Raw genomic sequence first — 16,686 nt, forward strand, 5'->3', positions numbered from 1 at the left:
ACGAGCAACGATCGCGAGCAAGCTCGCTCCTAGGACAGTAGTGTGCACCTGCCCGGCACTTCTTTTATTCATCGGACATGTTGAGCTGGATATGCCAAGCCCCTCCCAAAACACTACGATCTATGCCGCGCCGGTCATGCGCAAATTGGCAGAGATCGTGCCTGATTTGCCGCCCTCGCTGCGCAAGGTTGCGGATTTTATCCTGCGCCACCCTTTGCGGGCCGCAACGCTGACGATTGAGGACATGGCTCACGAAACGCTCACCTCGCCTGCGGCAGTCAATCGTTTGGCCAAGGCTATGAACTTGGGCGGCTACACGGGCATGAAGGCCGAATTGTTAGCGACCTTGCAGCAAGTGGTGTCGCCCGTCGACAAATTGCGCAATGAGCTGGCTCATCGGCCCGACGGGGCGTTTGGCTTGCATGAGCAGATCCAGAGCGCGAGCAGCAACTTGGCAACGGCGGCCAGTAATAATCATCCAGACACCTTTGAAACTTTTGTCACTCACCTGATAAAAGCGCGCAGGATTTACATTCTGGGCTTTGGCAACAGTGTCTACTTTGCAGGTTTCGCGGCTTCGACCCTGACCCCGTTCTGTCCCGATGCCATCGCAATTAGCATGGAGGGCGGCAACGAAAACGCCGCGTACCGCTTGGCGGCAATCACCGATCAGGATGTCTTGTTGGCGATCTCCCTGCCGCGCTATTCCATCGATACCCTGCAACTGTCGCGCTTCGCCAGCGAGCGTAACGCAACGGTGCTGGCGATTACGGATTCGCCTGCTTCGCCGTTGGCCAGCATTGCCAAGCACGTGTTGTTTGCGCCTGCTGACCATCCGGTGATGACCAGCTCCAGCATCGCGGTGCTCGCCTTGATCGAGGGATTGGTTGCGGGGGTGATGGCGCGTAACAAGGAAGCGGTCAAACTGGCAACCGAACTGACTGAGAGCGTGATGTCTTACCTGCATGTGCCGGTCAGTACAAAAACGTCTAAAAAATGATCAGTAGGCCATCGGCGCTGCCGTGGCTTTATCAAGCTCATGCAGGGCAAGGAGCTGTCAGATGTTGCTGCATAAAAAGTGTTTGATGGTTGTGGCGTAGGGGTGCCAGCGTGTGGCCTCGATTTCACCTTGAAGGTATTCATTAATGTCGGCGTCATCCCAGGACATTAATTCTTCGAAATCCTCGGCTTTTATATTTTTGTAAGTGCTGACAGCTTTGGCTCTTGCACCTGCGAGAGCATTGTCGTTCAGGCCGAAAACGCGAATGGTTTCTGTGGCGCGATGGTTGTCTTCTGGGCTTAAGGGGCTGCGAACGCGCACTTCTCCGGTTGAATGGAAATAAAAGTAGTGCTCGGGATTATGTTCGTCAGGTTTGACTAGCTCATCAGGGTTATAGGCTGCTGCTGATGGGCGATCCTTGTAGTGCCCGCAATGCGTGTTGGCGCCACACGCGAGAAAAAAATTGCTCCATTCAAACGTCAGCTCGGGGTAGCCGTGCTTTGGGTTTTTGCGACGAAAATGTTCAATATGCCCTTCATTGCGAATAGCGCTCTCACAGTACGCACAGCGCAAGCCATATTCGCGGGTATTCTCCAGGGTGATTCCCGGGATCCCCTGGAACTGAAAGAGGGCGAAACGCAGTTGTTTTTTGCAGTCGCTCTTAAAGTCGTCCCAACGTTGTGTTCGGTAGTCATATTCGGCTAAGCAGGCTGGGGCGATGATGTCGGCACGATCCAGTTTGAGCATGGCGACTAGTCCTTGGTGTCCGAGTGCTTACGCAATTTAAAGGCTTGAAAGCGGATCAGTCTGTCGGCATCCAGCAAAATCTGATGTTGCTCGCCATAAAACTTGGCCAGCTTGTTGCGCAAGGCGCCACCTTCAACGCTTTCGTGGCTACCGTTTTCTATTTTGGCGATGTAGTCGGCCAGCCACTGCGCTTCCTCGACTGGCGGGATAGGGTTGACGCCCATGATGTCGTTGAGTGCGACGGCACTTTCAATGCCTTTGACTTCCTGTAAGGGCGAAACAGCTTGCCATTGTCCTGCTGTGTCCTGAAACACTACGCGGATATTGCTTCTGGTGACGGTAGAAAGTACCTGTGGGCTGTGAGTGCTGATGATGAACTGTATGTTTGGGAATGCTTTGCGCAAACTGACAATTACGCGCTGCTGCCAGGCCGGGTGCAAGTGCAGATCAACTTCGTCAATCAAAACAATGCCGGTTGTCTCGCGGGGTGCTCTGTCCTTGAGATGCCCATTCAAGCGCGTGCAACGCAGTGCCAAGTCAGCCGCCAGGGTGATCATTGCCCGCACACCATCACTCAGCAAGCTCAGGGGCAAGGAGCCGTGGTCAGGGTGTGACATGGCCAGCTCTTCAAATATCAAGCTGTAATGAAATCCAAACCAGCCTTCTTCTGTCATCACTTCATTGACAGCATCACTGATGCCCTGCAGGCGAGGCGTGAGGTTGGAGTGCTCATAGCCCGCATGTTGCGTTTGTTGGATGGCCGCAAGCGTAGCTTTTTTCATCCATTCTTGTAGTTGGACAAAGGTTGAGAACACTGAAAGGCAGTCTTCATAGCCCGCGGTACGGCTTTCAGTCAGAACTGCTTTTGTGGATACGTTTTTGTGGCTGACCCAAAGACGCCTGGAGCTGTAGTACCGAACGACAGGAAGCGAAACCTCGGAATCTGTTCTCAGCATTGTCTGGAGTTCTCTGCCCCAGGTTGCTAGCGGTTCGGCCTCTCTGGTAGTTGTACGACTCTTCGGGCCATTTAAGGCTCGCTGCCATTGCACATCGGGGGTGTTCATCTCGGCCTTGATAATGACCGGGAATTGCTGCTCATTTTCGAAGCCTTTGCCCACCCTGAGGTAACGGGCATCAGTGCGCTCAATATGCTTGGATATGCCTTGATCGAACGCTCCTACAAAAGGCCCGAGAGCCGCCACAATGGCCTCTAGAACGGTGGTTTTGCCTTGGCCGTTACGCGCTGCGATTACTGTCAGTTCGGGGTGGAAATCGATGTCGAAATCGGCAAAGCGACGGTAATTCATGAGGCTGAGTTTGGTGAGGTTCATAGGCTCTTTTCTGGCTGAGTAGTGCGGCCCGTCAGCTCTGCAGCTCTATGGTTGCTGGCTGCCCCTAGAGCGCGGAACAATGTAGGCGCACATACTAACAGTGCTTAACTGCATGCGGTGTGCCCTGACCCTTTCTAGGGTAGGTCAGTGTCATGCGGCATGACAGAACATCCTGATTTGTGGGCTGGCAATCAAGCGGCTATCTTTTGCGGAGAGAGATGAACGCGGGCCAAGGAATTTTTACTGCTGCTCGCGTTCTAACGCCCTACAGAGGTCTATTGCCAGAAACCTCTGCCCCCAGAAAGATTGATCAGGAGCTTCACCATGTTCACCTCCCGTCGTTTGATTATTGCTGCAAGTGCGATTGCCTTGTTAGCCGGCTGCGCCTCGCCAAACCCGTACAGCAACCAAGGGCAAGGACAGGGTTCTTCGGGCATGAGTAAAACAGCCACTTACGGTGGTCTGGGGGCCTTGGCCGGTGCTGTTGCAGGTGCTGCCATCGACCATAACAATCGTGGCAAGGGCGCATTGATTGGCGCTGCCGTGGCGGGTCTGGGTGCTGCGGGTTATGGCTACTATGCAGACAAGCAAGAAGCGGCGTTGCGTGCCAGCATGGCTAACACGGGGGTTGAGGTTCAGCGCCAAGGCGACAACATTACCTTGGTGATGCCTGGCAACATTACGTTTGCGACCAGCTCGGCGAACATCGCGCCAAGCTTCTATCAGCCGCTTAACAGCCTTGCTAACTCGCTGAAGCAGTTGAATGGCCAGCAGCAGATCCAAATCGTGGGTTACACCGATAGCACCGGCAATCTCGCCTTCAACCAGCAGTTGTCGCAACAACGTGCGCAAAGCGTCGCGACGTATTTGACGTCCCAGGGTGTCAGCGGTCAGTACCTTTCGGTCATCGGTAAAGGTCCTGCAGATCCGATTGCCAGCAACGCCACCCCAGACGGCCGCGCTCAGAATCGCCGGGTGCAGATCACTCTGGCGCCTATCCCAGGTATGAATTACCAGCAACAAGGCCAGGTTCAGCAGTACCCGTAACGTGGCGGATGGAGTCGCAGCCTTCGGCAGCGGCTACAGCATCAACAAAAAGCCCCGCGATCATTGATCGCGGGGCTTTTTATTGAGCGCTTTGCCGGATGAATTACTTCTTCAGGCCGTAATGCTCATCGAGCATACCGGGGGCATTCGGGGTTTTGGGGGCGTAGTCCTTTGGCGGCTCGGCGCTGTGCGGCGGGGTTAGGCGCTCGCGATGCGGTTGTGGCGCGTCAGAGTGCAGAGCGGCCAGCAGGCGTTGGCGAGTTTGCTCGTCTAGGGCCAAATGGTTGGCGCCCTCGGCGAGGTGGTCTTGCACCTCCTGGTAGCTCTGAGTGAGTTTTTTCACCAGCGTGGCAGTGCTGTTGAAGTGGGTAACCACTTCACTTTGATAATTATCAAAACGTTCCTGGATGTCGTCCAACTGACGCTGCGTGCGGCTAGGTGCGGCGTTCGGCAGCAGACGGGCAATCAGAAAACCAATAGCGACACCGGCAACCAGGGCGAGAGTCGGCAACAACCAAATCAAGAGCGAGTGTTCCACGAGTCCTTCCTCTATAAACGGCTTTGCTTTACGTTAACGGCTCGGACCTGCGCTGTATACCGCGATGCACTCGCAAATATGTCAGACAGAATCTATCAGCTAGACGTGTCGACCCAGTTTGGGGTCACGGAGTTCCTTCTTGCTTACCCGCGAAACCCCTGTAGTGATTGATGGCCCGGTTGGCCAATTGGAAGCTTTATACCTTGATTCTGTTGAGCCGCGTGGCCTTGCGCTGTTGTGCCATCCCAACCCGGTACAGGGTGGGACGATGATGAATAAAGTGGTCTCGACCCTGCAGCGCACTGCTCGCGATGCTGGTCTGATTACGTTGCGATTTAATTACCGCGGCGTCGGCGCCAGTGCCGGGAGTCACGACATGGGCACCGGCGAAGTCGACGATGCGCTGGCAGCCGCCCATTGGTTGCGCGCCCAACATCCTGAATTACCGCTGACGTTGCTCGGTTTTTCATTCGGTGGTTTTGTCGCGGCAAGCCTGGGCGGCCGACTTGAGGCGCAGGGCGAAAGCCTGTCGCGGTTGTTCATGGTGGCACCCGCAGTGATGCGTTTGCGTGATGAAGACGCGCTGCCGCAGACATGCCCGATCACAGTGATCCAGCCCGAAACTGACGAAGTAATTGATCCTCAACGGGTCTATGACTGGTCAAAAAATCTCTCGCGCCCCCATGAGCTGCTGAAAGTGGCAGAATGCGGACACTTTTTTCACGGCAAGCTGCCTGAACTCAAAGAGTTGGTAGCGCCACGCCTTTCAAATTGATTGCAGCCTGATAAGCGATTAGCCATGACCACTCGTACTCGTATCCTCACCGGTATCACCACCACCGGCACGCCGCACTTGGGTAACTACGCCGGGGCCATTCGCCCGGCAATCGTTGCCAGCCGTGACAGCAATGCCGATTCGTTTTACTTTTTGGCCGACTATCACGCCCTGATCAAATGTGATGACCCGCAGCGCATTCAGCGTTCGCGTCAGGAAATCGCAGCGACGTGGCTGGCGGCCGGTCTGGATGTTGAGCGTGTGACGTTCTACCGCCAGTCAGACATCCCGGAGATCCCGGAACTGGCGTGGCTGCTGACCTGTGTAGCGGCCAAGGGCTTGCTCAACCGTGCACATGCCTACAAAGCCTCTGTCGACAAGAACCTGGAAAACGGCGAAGACCCGGATGCGGGCGTCTCCATGGGTCTGTACAGCTACCCGGTATTGATGGCGGCGGACATTTTGATGTTCAACGCGCACAAAGTGCCGGTCGGTCGTGACCAAATTCAGCACGTTGAAATGGCCCGTGACATTGGTCAACGCTTTAACCATCTGTTCGGCAATGGCAAAGATTTCTTCGCCATGCCTGAGGCCTTGATCGAAGAAAGCGTGGCCACTTTGCCGGGCCTTGATGGTCGCAAAATGTCGAAAAGCTACGACAACACCATTCCGTTGTTCAGCAGCGCTAAAGACATGAAAAGCGCGATTTCGCGGATCGTGACCGACTCCCGCGCGCCTGGCGAAGCCAAAGACCCGGACAACTCGCACCTGTTTACCTTGTATCAGGCGTTCTCGACGCCTGAGCAGTCCGCTGAGTTCCGCAGTGAGCTGTTGCAAGGCTTGGGCTGGGGCGAGGCTAAAGAGCGTTTGTTCAAGCTGCTGGACGCAGAACTGGGCGAGTCCCGCGAGCGTTACCACGACTTGATGTCGCGTCCTTCAGATATGGAAGACATCCTGCAAGCCGGTGCCCAAAAAGCCCGTAAAACGGCGACGCCGTTCTTGGCAGAGCTGCGTGAGGCTGTTGGCCTGCGTTCGTTCGTGAGTGCTGCACAGACCGCAACATCGACCAAGAAGAAAGCCGCCAAAGGTCCGCGCTTTGTCAGCTTCCGTGACGAAGACGGCAGTTTCCGCTTCCGCCTGTTGGCCTCCGATGGTGAGCAACTGCTGCTGTCGCGCAGCTTCGCCGATGGCAAAACCGCAGGTCAGGTGACCAAGCAACTGCAATCGGGCGAAGCGCTGGATGTGCGTGCTGATGGCTTGAGCTTCAGCGTTTGGTTGGAGGATGCGTGTGTTGCAGACAGTCCGGCATTTGCCGATGACGCGACGCGTGATGCGGCAATTGAAGCACTGCGGCTGGCATTGGTGCCCGCTCAAGACTGAGAAAGTGCGACGTTTCGTCTCAGGTTTGATTGCCATTCCCTAGGGCCGTCGCTACAGTGTCGGCCCGTTTTTGTTGCCTTGCTAACGAATTATGACGCCTCTAGAACGATATCAAGTTGATCTGAAACGCCCGGACTTCTTCCACGATGCCGCTCAGGAAAACGCTGTGCGCCATTTGCAGCGTCTGTATGACGATCTGGTAGCAGCCTCGCAGAGCAAGCCTGGTTTGCTGGGCAAGCTATTTGGCAAAAAAGAACAGGCACCCGTCAAAGGCTTGTACTTCTGGGGCGGTGTTGGCCGGGGTAAGACTTATCTGGTCGATACGTTCTTTGATGCGCTGCCGTTCAAGCAGAAGGTACGTACGCACTTCCACCGCTTTATGAAGCGTGTACACGAAGAAATGCGCACGCTGCCTGGCGAAAAAAACCCGCTGACCATCATTGCCAAGCGTTTTTCTGATGAGGCGCGGGTGATTTGTTTCGACGAATTTTTTGTGTCGGACATTACGGACGCCATGATTCTCGGCACCTTGATGGAAGAGCTGTTCAAAAACGGCGTCACCTTGGTTGCAACCTCGAACATCGTGCCAGACGGTCTATACAAAGACGGTCTGCAACGTGCGCGCTTCTTGCCGGCGATTGCGCTGATCAAGCAGAACACCGAGATCGTCAACGTCGACAGTGGCGTGGACTATCGCTTGCGCCATCTGGAACAAGCCGAGCTGTTCCACTTCCCGCTCAATGAAGCTTCCGAAGCGAGCCTGCGCGAGAGCTTTAAAGCGCTGACGCACAATTCCTCGCGGGCGGTTGAGAACGATGACCTGATCATTGAGAATCGAACCATCCGCGCGCTTCGCACCTGCGATGACGTGGCCTGGTTTGACTTTCGTGAGCTGTGTGACGGCCCGCGCAGCCAGAACGACTACATTGAGCTCGGCAAAATATTCAACGCCGTGATCCTCAGCGGCGTCGAGCAAATGGACGTTAAAACTGACGACATCGCCCGTCGCTTTATCAACATGGTCGACGAGTTCTATGACCGTGGCGTCAAGCTAATCATTTCGGCTGAAGTGGAGCTCAAAGACCTCTACAAAGGCGGTCGCTTGAACTTCGAGTTCCAGCGTACCTTGAGCCGCTTGCTTGAGATGCAATCCCACGAATACCTGACGCGGGCGCACAAGCCTTAATTTGTGGCCTGGCCCCGGGTTTGGCTCGCGATCTTATGATTTTCAAAAGATCGCGAGGTGAGCTCGCTCCATCAACGGGAGTCAGGCGGCTTGTTGAAACTGTTGTCGGTATTGGTTGGGTGACAGCTCTGTGTGCTGGCGAAACAGCCGTGCAAAGAAGCTGGCGTCGTCGTAGCCCACGTCATAACTGATGGTCTTGATGCTCTTGCGGGTCGCGGACAGCAAGCCCTTGGCCGTTTCTATGCGCAGCCGCTGCAAGTAGTGCAGGGGTTTATCGCCCGTGGCGATCTGGAAGCGACGCATGAAGTTACGGATGCTCATACCGTGTTCACGTGCCACGTCTTCGAAGCGAAACTTGTCGGCGAAGTGCTCTTCGAGCCAATGCTGAATCTGCAAAATAATCACGTCTTGATGCAGCTTTTGCCCACCGAAGCCAATGCGCCCCGGTGAGTAGTTGCGCTGTACTTCATACAAAATATCGCGGGCCACGGCCTGGGCGATATTGGCGCCGCAGAAGCGTTCAATCAAATAAATGTACAGGTCGCAGGCCGAAGTCGGACCGCCCGCGCAGTACAGGTTGTCGGCGTCGGTGAGATGTTTGTCTTGATTGAGGTGTACCTGCGGGAAGCGTTCAGCGAAGGTGTTGAAAAATCGCCAGTACGTAGTGGCTTCTTTGCCGTTAAGTAGCCCGGCTTCGGCCAGCCAGAACACCCCGGTGGCCTCTGCGCACAGTACTGCGCCGCGTGCATGTTGCTCGCGCAGCCACGGCATGATTTGCGGGTAGCGCTGGCAGAGGGCGTCAAAGTCGTCCCAGAAGGTCGGGAGGATGATGATGTCAGAGTCTTCAAGGCCGCCATCGACCGGAATCATGACATTGCTGAAGCTGCTGACGGGCTGGCCGTCAGGGCTGACGATTCGGGTTTCGAAGCTTGCATTGAGCCCTTGGCCCATTTGCTTGCCGTGGCGCAGGCTAGCCAGATGAAAAAAATCCTTGGCTTGCATCAGGGTCGAGGCGAACACTCGATCAATGGCCAAAATGCTGACGCGCCGTAAGGGCGTGGAGAGTTGATTAGACATGATTTGATTATTCTTATAGGTGAAATTGGTCAACTTACGGCTGGATCGTCTTATGTTTTTTCCTGTGTGTCTAGGGGGCGGGAGGCGTACCCAATAGGTAGGAGCCAATTTGCTCCTACCTGGGTTGTGGGTTAAGGCGCCGGGTTTGGCTGGGCCTTGTGAATGGCTTCAATGCCGGCGAGCACGTCATCCGAGAGCTTCAGGTCGAAGCTTGCGATGTTGCTTTGCAGTTGCTCTAGGGTGGTCGCGCCGATGATGTTGCTGGTCACGAAAGGTTGTTGGTTGACATACGCCAAGGCCATTTGTGCAGGGTCTAGCCCGTGCTCACGTGCCAGCGCTACATAGCGTTCGCTGGCAGCCACAGCTTGTGGGTTTGAGTAGCGCGAGAAGCGGCTGAAAAGGCTCAGACGGCCTTTTGGCGGGCGGGCGCCGCCAGCGTACTTGCCGGTCAGCATGCCGAACGCCAGGGGCGAGTAGGCGAGCAGCCCGCAGTGTTCGCGAATGGCGATTTCGGCAAGGCCGACTTCAAAGCTGCGATTGAGCAGGTTGTAGGGGTTTTGGATCGAGACGGCGCGAGGCCAACCACGGCTCTCGGCTAGTTGCAGGAACTTCATGGTTGCCCAAGGCGTTTCGTTGGACAGGCCGATGTGACGGATTTTGCCGGCTTTGACCTGTTCGTCCAGTGCTTCGAGGGTGTCTTCCAGCGGGGTAAAGTCTTCCTCTGCGTTGTGCGTGTAACCCAGTTGACCAAAGAAATTGGTGCTGCGCTCAGGCCAGTGCAGTTGGTAAAGGTCGATCCAGTCGGTTTGCAGGCGTTTGAGGCTGGCATCCAGCGCTTGCACGATGTGGGTGCGGTTGTGCTTGAGCCGGCCGTCACGGATGTAGTCGATGCCGTTGCCAGGGCCGGCAATTTTGCTGGCCAGTACCCAGTCTGCACGGTCACCGCGCGCTTTGAACCAGTTACCGATGTAACGCTCGGTGGTGGCGTAGGTATCAGCCTTGGGCGGCACCGGGTACATTTCGGCGGTGTCGAGGAAGTTGATCCCGGCGTTTTTAGCGTATTCGATTTGTGCGAAGGCTTCATCTTGGGTGTTTTGCTCACCCCACGTCATGGTGCCGAGGGCGATTGCACTTACTTTCAGGTTGCTGCGGCCAAGCGGGCGATAGTCCATCGGTCACTCCTTCGGGTAAAGAATCATAAAAGCAGGTTGTAATTTTTTGTGCAATCTGGATAATCGTCGACCTCTTTCTGCAGTGGAAGTGATGCGCCGCCTGCCGAAGAATCTTGCCGTTGAACGGACGCGCTGACCCGAGCCCCCGATAGCGTCTGTATCCGGCTGCCTTTGACTTGTCAAAGTACGCACTATTCAGTAAGATCTGCCGTCTAATTTACAGGGCGGCCCCTGAGGCTATAAAGAATGAAAACTTTTACTGCTAAACCAGAAACAGTAAAGCGCGACTGGTTTGTCGTCGACGCTGCTGGTCAGACCCTGGGTCGTCTGGCCACCGAGATCGCGAGCCGTCTGCGTGGCAAGCACAAGCCTGAATTCACTCCGCACGTTGACACCGGTGACTACATCGTTGTTATCAATGCTGAGCAGATTCGTGTCACTGGTGCTAAGACCTCTGACAAGATGTACTACTCTCACTCCGGTTTCCCGGGCGGGATTAAGTCGATCAACTTCGAAAAGCTGATCGCCAAAGCTCCTGAGCGCGTGATCGAGACCGCGGTTAAAGGCATGCTGCCTAAAAACCCACTGGGTCGCGACATGTACCGTAAGCTGAAAGTCTATGCGGGCGCTGCTCACCCTCATACTGCTCAGCAGCCCCAAGAACTGAAGTTTTAACGGAATAGTTCATTATGTCGGCGACTCAAAACTACGGCACTGGCCGTCGTAAGACTGCAACCGCACGCGTTTTCCTGCGTCCGGGTACTGGTAACATCTCCATCAACAACCGCTCCCTGGATAACTTCTTCGGTCGCGAAACTGCACGCATGGTAGTTCGTCAGCCGCTGGAATTGACTGAGACTGTCGAGAAATTCGACATCTACGTCACTGTTATCGGCGGTGGTGTAAGTGGTCAAGCTGGCGCAATCCGCCACGGTATCACTCGCGCACTGATGCAGTACGACGAAACCCTGCGTGGCGCACTGCGCAAAGCAGGCTTCGTAACTCGCGATGCTCGTGAAGTTGAACGTAAGAAAGTCGGTCTGCGTAAAGCGCGTAAGCGTCCGCAGTACTCGAAGCGTTAATTCGCAGCTTCGTTCAAAAAAGCCCAGCTCCTTACGGAGTTGGGCTTTTTTTATGGGCACAATTTGGCCTATGTGACAACGTGCCACATCCAGCAAATGCCTACGCTGCAAGGGCTGTAGCCGACTCAGAGCGGTAATTACCTTGTCTTAGTAGGGTCTTTTCATTAACATTCGGCAAAATTTTTATAAAGATTAGTTTGTAACTTAGTAGAGGCCTGATTTAACAGGCCACAAAGCTGATGGGAGAGGACGGAATGAGCAATGACGGCGTTAATGTCGGCCGGCGTCGCTTCCTCGTGGCAGCCACATCCGTGGTGGGTGCTGCAGGAGCGGTGGGGGCGGCGGTCCCGTTCGTGGGGTCGTGGTTCCCTAGTGCCAAGGCGAAGGCCGCTGGCGCACCAGTAAAGGTGAATATTGCGAAGGTCGAGCCAGGCCAGCAAATGATTGCTGAATGGCGTGGTCAGCCTGTATTCATCGTACGTCGCACCGATGAGATCCTAGCAAATCTGAAGAAGATTGAAGGTCAGCTCGCTGATCCGGACTCCAAGCAATCTGATCAACCTGCCTATGTAAATCCAGAGCTGCGATCGATCAAGCCAGAAATTTTGCTGCTGATCGGTATTTGCACCCACTTGGGCTGCTCGCCTACTTTCCGCCCTGAAGTTGCCCCTGCCGACCTTGGCAAGGATTGGGTTGGTGGTTATTTCTGTCCTTGTCATGGTTCGCACTATGATTTGGCTGGCCGTGTTTACAAGGCCCAACCAGCTCCGCTGAACCTGCCCGTACCGCCTTATTACTATGAGTCGGACAACATTGTTGTCGTTGGTCTCGATGGGGAGAACGTGTAATGAGCAAGTTCATGGATTGGATTGATGCTCGCTTCCCGGCCACTAAAATGTGGGAAGACCACCTCAGCAAATATTACGCACCGAAGAACTTCAACTTCTTCTACTTCTTCGGTTCCCTCGCCTTGTTGGTTCTGGTTAACCAAATCGTCACGGGTGTGTGGCTCACCATGAGCTACACACCGTCGGCGGAAGAGGCGTTTGCTTCTGTCGAATACATCATGCGTGACGTCGAATACGGTTCGATTTTGCGTTTGCTGCACTCAACAGGCGCGTCGGCGTTCTTTATCGTGGTTTACCTGCACATGTTCCGTGGCTTGCTCTACGGCTCATATCAGAAGCCGCGTGAGTTGGTATGGCTGTTCGGCATGATGATTTACCTGGCCTTGATGGCGGAAGCGTTCATGGGCTACTTGCTACCGTGGGGGCAAATGTCTTACTGGGGTGCGCAGGTGATTATCTCGCTGTTTGGTGCCATTCCAGTGATAGGTAATGACCTGACGCAGTGGATCCGTGGTGACTACCTGATCTCCGGGATTACCCTGAACCGCTTCTTTGCCCTGCACGTTGTGGCCCTGCCTATCGTGATTCTGGGGCTGGTGGTGCTTCATATTTTGGCCCTGCACGAAGTCGGCTCCAACAACCCTGACGGCGTCGATATCAAGAAGTACAAAGACGAAAACGGCATCCCGCTGGACGGCATTCCGTTCCATCCGTACTACACCGTGAAGGACATTGTCGGTGTCGTAGTGTTCTTGTTTATCTTCTGCTCAATTGTGTTCTTCTTCCCGGAAATGGGTGGCTACTTCCTCGAAAAACCTAACTTCGAGCAAGCAAACGCCTTTAAGACACCTGAGCATATTGCCCCTGTCTGGTACTTCACGCCGTTCTACGCGATCTTGCGCGCAATTCCCGACAAGCTAATGGGCGTCATTGCCATGGGCGCTGCGATTGCTGTGCTGTTCGTGTTGCCATGGCTTGACCGCAGCCCTGTGAAATCCATGCGCTACAAAGGCTGGATGAGCAAAATCTGGTTGTGGGTGTTCTGTATCTCGTTCGTGATTCTGGGTGTGTTGGGTGTTCTGGCACCCACCCCAGAGCGCACGTTGCTGTCGCAGGTATGTACGTTCCTGTACTTCGCCTACTTCATTCTGATGCCGTTCTACACCAGGCTCGAGAAGACCAAACCGGTTCCGGAAAGGGTGACTGGCTGATGAAAAAGCTATTTGCTGTATTAATGTTCGCGGTGATGCCTGTGCTGTCCTTTGCGTCCGAGCAGGGTGTGCATCTCGACAAAGTCGATATCGATGTCTCTGACAAAGCTGCAATGCAAGATGGCGCGCGTACGTTCGCTAACTATTGCATGGGCTGTCACAGTGCCAAGTTCCAGCGCTACGAGCGCGTGGCTGACGACCTGGGCATTCCCCATGACGTCATGCTCAATAATCTGGTGTTCACTGGTGCCAAGATCGGCGACCACATGAGCATCGGCATGCAGCCTGAAGACGCCAAGGCCTGGTTCGGTGCTGCACCGCCAGACTTGACTCTGGTGGCGCGTGTGCGTGGCACAGACTGGCTCTACAGCTACCTGCGTTCGTTCTACGAAGATCCGTCGCGACCATGGGGTGTGAACAACACAGTCTTCCCGAATGTGGGCATGCCGAACGTTCTTGCGCCGCTGCAAGGACGTCAAGTTATCGGTTGCAAGCAAGTTCAGATCGTCGAAGACGGCAAGAAGCAGTATGATCCGCTCACCGGCACACCTTTGACACATGAAGCGTGCGACCAGCTGACAGTAGTGCCTAAAACCGGCACGCTGACAGAAGAGCAGTTCGATGAGAAGATCAAGAACCTTGTGACCTTCTTGGCCTACTCGGCCAACCCGGTGAAGCTGGAGCATCAGCGCATCGGTACTTACGTATTGCTCTATCTGGCCTTCTTCTTCGTATTCGCGTATCTGCTCAAGCGTGAATACTGGAAAGATGTTCACTGATACCGTTACAAGCATTGCTGTTAATCGTGCGCGCCCAAGGGTGTCTCTAAAAAGGTAACAGTGCAGGACAGGGGGAGGGCAAGGTCAAGATGACCAGCCCTCTCCGGTTCTGCTGTTATTGGAGGCACTCCTTGGGCGCGTTCGTTTTTCTGCTTCTGATAATTTCTACAAGCGAGGAGGACCGCCATGGGCGTGACCAATCGGTTGGCCTGTTACTCCGACCCCGCCGACCACTATTCCCACCGAGTGCGCATTGTGCTCGCCGAGAAAGGTGTCAGCGCCGAGATCATTAGCGTGGAGGCGGGCCGTCATCCGCCGAAACTGATCGAAGTGAACCCCTACGCCAGCCTGCCAACCCTGGTTGATCGCGACCTGGCGTTGTGGGAGTCGACAGTGGTAATGGAGTATCTGGATGAGCGTTATCCACACCCACCGTTGCTGCCGGTCTATCCGGTGGCGCGGGCTAATAGCCGTCTGCTGATTCACCGTATTCAGCGTGACTGGTGTGCGCTGGTCGACTTGATCCTCGACTCACGCACCAAAGAGCCTGCACGTGTGCAGGCGCGCAAAGAGTTGCGAGAGAGCCTGACGGGCGTGTCCGCATTATTTGCAGACAAACCTTTTTTCCTCAGTGACGAGCAAAGTCTGGTCGACTGCTGTCTATTGCCGATACTCTGGCGCTTGCCTGTTTTGGGTATTGAATTGCCGCGGCCTGCCAAGCCGCTGCTTGACTATATGGAGCGTCAGTTTGCGCGTGAGGCTTTCCAGGCAAGCTTGTCTGGTGTCGAACGCGATATGCGCTAAGGCTTTAGGAGCCCTTGATGAATTCAAGTCGACCTTATCTGGTGCGTGCGCTCTATGAGTGGATTGTTGAAAACGATTGCACTCCGCACTTGCTGGTTAAATCTGACTACCCGAAGGTCCAGGTGCCTCAGGGTTTTGCCAGTGATGGACAAATAGTCCTCAATGTATCGCCAAGCGCCGTGCGCAATCTGCACATGGACAACGAAGCCGTCAGCTTTGACGGGCGTTTTGGTGGTGTGCCACACACGTTGTACGTGCCGAGTGCGGCCATTCTGGGTATTTACGCCCGGGAGAATGGCCAAGGCATGATGTTTGACCTCGAAGACGCATTTGAAGTGGATGATGAGGTTGAGCCGGATGATGATGGACCGCCACCAGACACTGAGCCGCCGCGACCGACGGGTCGGCCAAGTCTGAAAGTGGTGAAGTAATAAAAAGGCGACCTGAAAAGGTCGCCTTTTTTATGCGGTCATGCTCGTAATCAGTCGATGTACTCAAAGAGTTTGACGATCTTCTGTACCCCGGACACGCCTTGCACCAAGTTGGTGGCGCGGGCGGCTTCTTGTTTGGTGACCAGACCAAGCAGATAAACGATGCCGTTTTCGGTCACGACTTTGATGCGTGAGCCCGGAATGCCGTTGTCAGTCAGCATTTGAGTCTTGATTTTTGTGGTCAGCCAGGCGTCGTTGTTGCGCGCCAGAATCGATGAAGGCGCCATGACTTGCAGTTCGTTGTTGACCTTTTTGACCCGCTGCACAGCGGCAGCCGCTTGTTCGGCTTGGGCCTTGAGGTCGGCGCGCGGGGTTTGCCCGGCCAGCAGCACGATGCCGTTGTAGCTGGTGACAACAATGTGCGAGCCGGTATCCAGGTCCGGGTTGGCTTTGGCGACGTTTACGGCAACTTTGGTTTCAATCAGTGAGTCGTCGATCTTGCTGCCGAAAGTCCGAGTACCGCGATCATCTTCAATCGGTGTGTCGCGGGTGGCGGTCAGTACCGAGCTGCAACCAGCGGTCAGGCCGAGGCACAGCGTCAATGCCACTAGGCTAAAGCGATTAAAAGTCATTCTTCACTCCCGAACAGTTGGCTGTCGATCAGATCGCACAAGCAGTGGATCGCCAGCAGGTGGACTTCTTGGATACGTGCAGTGACATTGGATGGGACGCGAATTTCTACGTCCTCAGGTAGCAGTAGTGAGGCCATGCCGCCGCCATCTCGGCCGGTCATGGCCACCACGATCATTTCGCGATCATGAGCCGCCTGAATGGCCTGAATGATGTTGGCCGAGTTGCCGCTGGTAGAGATCGCCAACAGCACATCGCCAGGCTGGCCAAGGGCGCGGATCTGCTTGGAAAAAATCTCGTTGAAACTGTAGTCATTGGCGATCGAGGTGATCGTCGAGCTGTCGGTAGTCAGTGCAATGGCTGGCAAGCTTGGGCGCTCGCGCTCAAAACGGTTCAGCAGCTCGGACGAGAAGTGCTGGGCGTCGCCCGCGGAACCGCCGTTACCGCACGAAAGCATTTTGCCTTCGTTAAGCAGGGCGTTAACCATCACTTGGCTGGCTTGCTCGATGTGAGGGGCAAGTACTTCCATCGCCTGCTGCTTGGTGTCGATACTGGCCTGAAAAAGCTGGCGAATTCGGGATTGCATGTCCATCTATGTGACCTTAAGTAGGGCGGCTGGTCGGGCGTGAACCAAGTTTTCCTGGATGA

The 16,686-nt window shown here is 55.1% G+C and carries 19 protein-coding genes; 12 read left to right on the forward strand and 7 right to left on the reverse strand.

Annotated elements, in window-relative coordinates; all coding sequences use genetic code 11:
* Positions 1–91 precede the first annotated feature (91 nt).
* Complete coding sequence (locus B347_RS0104795; protein WP_019408572.1) at positions 92–1,000, forward strand: MurR/RpiR family transcriptional regulator; 909 nt, start codon at positions 92–94, stop codon at positions 998–1,000.
* A 57-nt stretch (positions 1,001–1,057) separates the two neighbouring features.
* Here B347_RS0104795 and B347_RS0104800 read toward each other — a convergent pair whose 3' ends face one another.
* Both B347_RS0104800 and B347_RS0104805 read right to left on the reverse strand, forming a co-directional pair.
* Complete coding sequence (locus B347_RS0104800) at positions 1,058–1,747, reverse strand: retron system putative HNH endonuclease (RefSeq protein WP_019408573.1); 690 nt, start codon at positions 1,745–1,747, stop codon at positions 1,058–1,060.
* A 5-nt stretch (positions 1,748–1,752) separates the two neighbouring features.
* Complete coding sequence (locus B347_RS0104805) at positions 1,753–3,078, reverse strand: AAA family ATPase (protein ID WP_019408574.1); 1,326 nt, start codon at positions 3,076–3,078, stop codon at positions 1,753–1,755.
* A gap of 324 nt (positions 3,079–3,402) precedes the next feature.
* Here B347_RS0104805 and B347_RS0104810 point away from each other — a divergent pair, with 324 nt between their 5' ends.
* Positions 3,403–4,125, forward strand: a complete 723-nt coding sequence (locus tag B347_RS0104810; protein WP_019408575.1) for an OmpA family protein — start codon at positions 3,403–3,405, stop codon at positions 4,123–4,125.
* Positions 4,126–4,228: 103 nt separating this feature from the next.
* Here the strand turns inward: B347_RS0104810 and B347_RS0104815 are convergent, their stop codons facing one another.
* Positions 4,229–4,663, reverse strand: coding sequence for a YhcB family protein (locus B347_RS0104815; RefSeq protein ID WP_019408576.1), 435 nt, complete (start codon positions 4,661–4,663; stop codon positions 4,229–4,231).
* A 139-nt stretch (positions 4,664–4,802) separates the two neighbouring features.
* Between B347_RS0104815 and B347_RS0104820 the strand changes: the two genes are divergently transcribed.
* The 3 genes from B347_RS0104820 to zapE all read left to right on the forward strand — a co-directional run bounded on the left by B347_RS0104820 (position 4,803) and on the right by zapE (position 8,004).
* Positions 4,803–5,438 (forward strand): alpha/beta hydrolase, encoded by a 636-nt coding sequence (locus tag B347_RS0104820; RefSeq protein WP_019408577.1) that lies wholly within the window; start codon positions 4,803–4,805, stop codon positions 5,436–5,438.
* Between the two features lie 24 nt (positions 5,439–5,462).
* Positions 5,463–6,818, forward strand: a complete 1,356-nt coding sequence (locus B347_RS0104825) for a tryptophan--tRNA ligase (RefSeq protein WP_019408578.1) — start codon at positions 5,463–5,465, stop codon at positions 6,816–6,818.
* A 91-nt stretch (positions 6,819–6,909) separates the two neighbouring features.
* Positions 6,910–8,004, forward strand: coding sequence for a cell division protein ZapE (zapE, locus tag B347_RS0104830; RefSeq protein ID WP_026013989.1), 1,095 nt, complete (start codon positions 6,910–6,912; stop codon positions 8,002–8,004).
* 81 nt (positions 8,005–8,085) lie between these two features.
* Here zapE and B347_RS0104835 read toward each other — a convergent pair whose 3' ends face one another.
* Both B347_RS0104835 and B347_RS0104840 read right to left on the reverse strand, forming a co-directional pair.
* Positions 8,086–8,982: a GlxA family transcriptional regulator gene (locus tag B347_RS0104835; RefSeq protein WP_192812352.1), complete on the reverse strand. Its 897-nt coding sequence runs from the start codon at positions 8,980–8,982 to the stop codon at positions 8,086–8,088.
* Positions 8,983–9,212: 230 nt separating this feature from the next.
* Positions 9,213–10,253 carry an NADP(H)-dependent aldo-keto reductase gene (locus B347_RS0104840; protein ID WP_019408581.1) on the reverse strand — a complete coding sequence of 347 codons (1,041 nt, stop codon included), beginning with the start codon at positions 10,251–10,253 and terminating at the stop codon, positions 9,213–9,215.
* Positions 10,254–10,499: 246 nt separating this feature from the next.
* On the opposite strand from B347_RS0104840, the gene rplM reads away from it, so the two are divergent.
* The 7 genes from rplM to B347_RS0104875 all read left to right on the forward strand — a co-directional run bounded on the left by rplM (position 10,500) and on the right by B347_RS0104875 (position 15,408).
* Positions 10,500–10,928 carry a 50S ribosomal protein L13 gene (gene rplM / locus B347_RS0104845; protein ID WP_019408582.1) on the forward strand — a complete coding sequence of 143 codons (429 nt, stop codon included), beginning with the start codon at positions 10,500–10,502 and terminating at the stop codon, positions 10,926–10,928.
* 14 nt (positions 10,929–10,942) lie between these two features.
* Positions 10,943–11,335 carry a 30S ribosomal protein S9 gene (gene rpsI / locus B347_RS0104850; RefSeq protein ID WP_002555064.1) on the forward strand — a complete coding sequence of 131 codons (393 nt, stop codon included), beginning with the start codon at positions 10,943–10,945 and terminating at the stop codon, positions 11,333–11,335.
* A 254-nt stretch (positions 11,336–11,589) separates the two neighbouring features.
* Positions 11,590–12,183: a ubiquinol-cytochrome c reductase iron-sulfur subunit gene (petA, locus tag B347_RS0104855; RefSeq protein ID WP_019408583.1), complete on the forward strand. Its 594-nt coding sequence runs from the start codon at positions 11,590–11,592 to the stop codon at positions 12,181–12,183.
* A complete protein-coding gene (locus B347_RS0104860; RefSeq protein WP_019408584.1) occupies positions 12,183–13,394 on the forward strand; it encodes a cytochrome b in 1,212 nt (403 codons plus the stop codon). The genes petA and B347_RS0104860 overlap by 1 nt, the downstream gene beginning before the upstream one ends.
* Positions 13,394–14,173 carry a cytochrome c1 gene (locus B347_RS0104865; RefSeq protein WP_019408585.1) on the forward strand — a complete coding sequence of 260 codons (780 nt, stop codon included), beginning with the start codon at positions 13,394–13,396 and terminating at the stop codon, positions 14,171–14,173. The genes B347_RS0104860 and B347_RS0104865 overlap by 1 nt, the downstream gene beginning before the upstream one ends.
* Positions 14,174–14,359: 186 nt before the next feature.
* Positions 14,360–14,977 (forward strand): glutathione S-transferase N-terminal domain-containing protein, encoded by a 618-nt coding sequence (locus B347_RS0104870; RefSeq protein WP_019408586.1) that lies wholly within the window; start codon positions 14,360–14,362, stop codon positions 14,975–14,977.
* Between the two features lie 17 nt (positions 14,978–14,994).
* A complete protein-coding gene (locus tag B347_RS0104875) occupies positions 14,995–15,408 on the forward strand; it encodes a ClpXP protease specificity-enhancing factor (RefSeq protein ID WP_019408587.1) in 414 nt (137 codons plus the stop codon).
* Positions 15,409–15,458: 50 nt separating this feature from the next.
* On the opposite strand, the gene B347_RS0104880 is transcribed toward B347_RS0104875, so the two are convergent.
* Together B347_RS0104880 and B347_RS0104885 are read right to left on the reverse strand one after the other, a co-directional pair.
* Entirely contained in the window at positions 15,459–16,040 is a 582-nt protein-coding gene (locus B347_RS0104880) for a BON domain-containing protein (RefSeq protein WP_019408588.1), read from the reverse strand.
* Positions 16,037–16,630 (reverse strand): phosphoheptose isomerase, encoded by a 594-nt coding sequence (locus B347_RS0104885; RefSeq protein ID WP_019408589.1) that lies wholly within the window; start codon positions 16,628–16,630, stop codon positions 16,037–16,039. Before B347_RS0104885 ends, B347_RS0104880 begins: the two co-directional genes overlap by 4 nt.
* Between the last annotated feature and the right edge of the window lie 56 nt (positions 16,631–16,686).

The sequence above is a fragment of the Pseudomonas psychrophila HA-4 genome (assembly GCF_000282975.1).
Classification (GTDB): Bacteria; Pseudomonadota; Gammaproteobacteria; order Pseudomonadales; family Pseudomonadaceae; genus Aquipseudomonas; species Aquipseudomonas psychrophila_A.

Bases quoted from the DNA above. Each gene is read 5' to 3' on its own strand.
- B347_RS0104795 (WP_019408572.1), top strand. From the start codon at position 92: ATGCCAAGCCCCTCCCAAAACACTACGATCTATGCCGCGCCGGTCATG.
- B347_RS0104800 (WP_019408573.1), bottom strand. From the start codon at position 1,747: ATGCTCAAACTGGATCGTGCCGACATCATCGCCCCAGCCTGCTTAGCC.
- B347_RS0104805 (WP_019408574.1), bottom strand. From the start codon at position 3,078: ATGAACCTCACCAAACTCAGCCTCATGAATTACCGTCGCTTTGCCGAT.
- B347_RS0104810 (WP_019408575.1), top strand. From the start codon at position 3,403: ATGTTCACCTCCCGTCGTTTGATTATTGCTGCAAGTGCGATTGCCTTG.
- B347_RS0104825 (WP_019408578.1), top strand. From the start codon at position 5,463: ATGACCACTCGTACTCGTATCCTCACCGGTATCACCACCACCGGCACG.
- zapE (WP_026013989.1), top strand. From the start codon at position 6,910: ATGACGCCTCTAGAACGATATCAAGTTGATCTGAAACGCCCGGACTTC.
- B347_RS0104840 (WP_019408581.1), bottom strand. From the start codon at position 10,253: ATGGACTATCGCCCGCTTGGCCGCAGCAACCTGAAAGTAAGTGCAATC.
- rplM (WP_019408582.1), top strand. From the start codon at position 10,500: ATGAAAACTTTTACTGCTAAACCAGAAACAGTAAAGCGCGACTGGTTT.
- rpsI (WP_002555064.1), top strand. From the start codon at position 10,943: ATGTCGGCGACTCAAAACTACGGCACTGGCCGTCGTAAGACTGCAACC.
- petA (WP_019408583.1), top strand. From the start codon at position 11,590: ATGAGCAATGACGGCGTTAATGTCGGCCGGCGTCGCTTCCTCGTGGCA.
- B347_RS0104860 (WP_019408584.1), top strand. From the start codon at position 12,183: ATGAGCAAGTTCATGGATTGGATTGATGCTCGCTTCCCGGCCACTAAA.
- B347_RS0104865 (WP_019408585.1), top strand. From the start codon at position 13,394: ATGAAAAAGCTATTTGCTGTATTAATGTTCGCGGTGATGCCTGTGCTG.
- B347_RS0104870 (WP_019408586.1), top strand. From the start codon at position 14,360: ATGGGCGTGACCAATCGGTTGGCCTGTTACTCCGACCCCGCCGACCAC.
- B347_RS0104875 (WP_019408587.1), top strand. From the start codon at position 14,995: ATGAATTCAAGTCGACCTTATCTGGTGCGTGCGCTCTATGAGTGGATT.
- B347_RS0104880 (WP_019408588.1), bottom strand. From the start codon at position 16,040: ATGACTTTTAATCGCTTTAGCCTAGTGGCATTGACGCTGTGCCTCGGC.
- B347_RS0104885 (WP_019408589.1), bottom strand. From the start codon at position 16,630: ATGGACATGCAATCCCGAATTCGCCAGCTTTTTCAGGCCAGTATCGAC.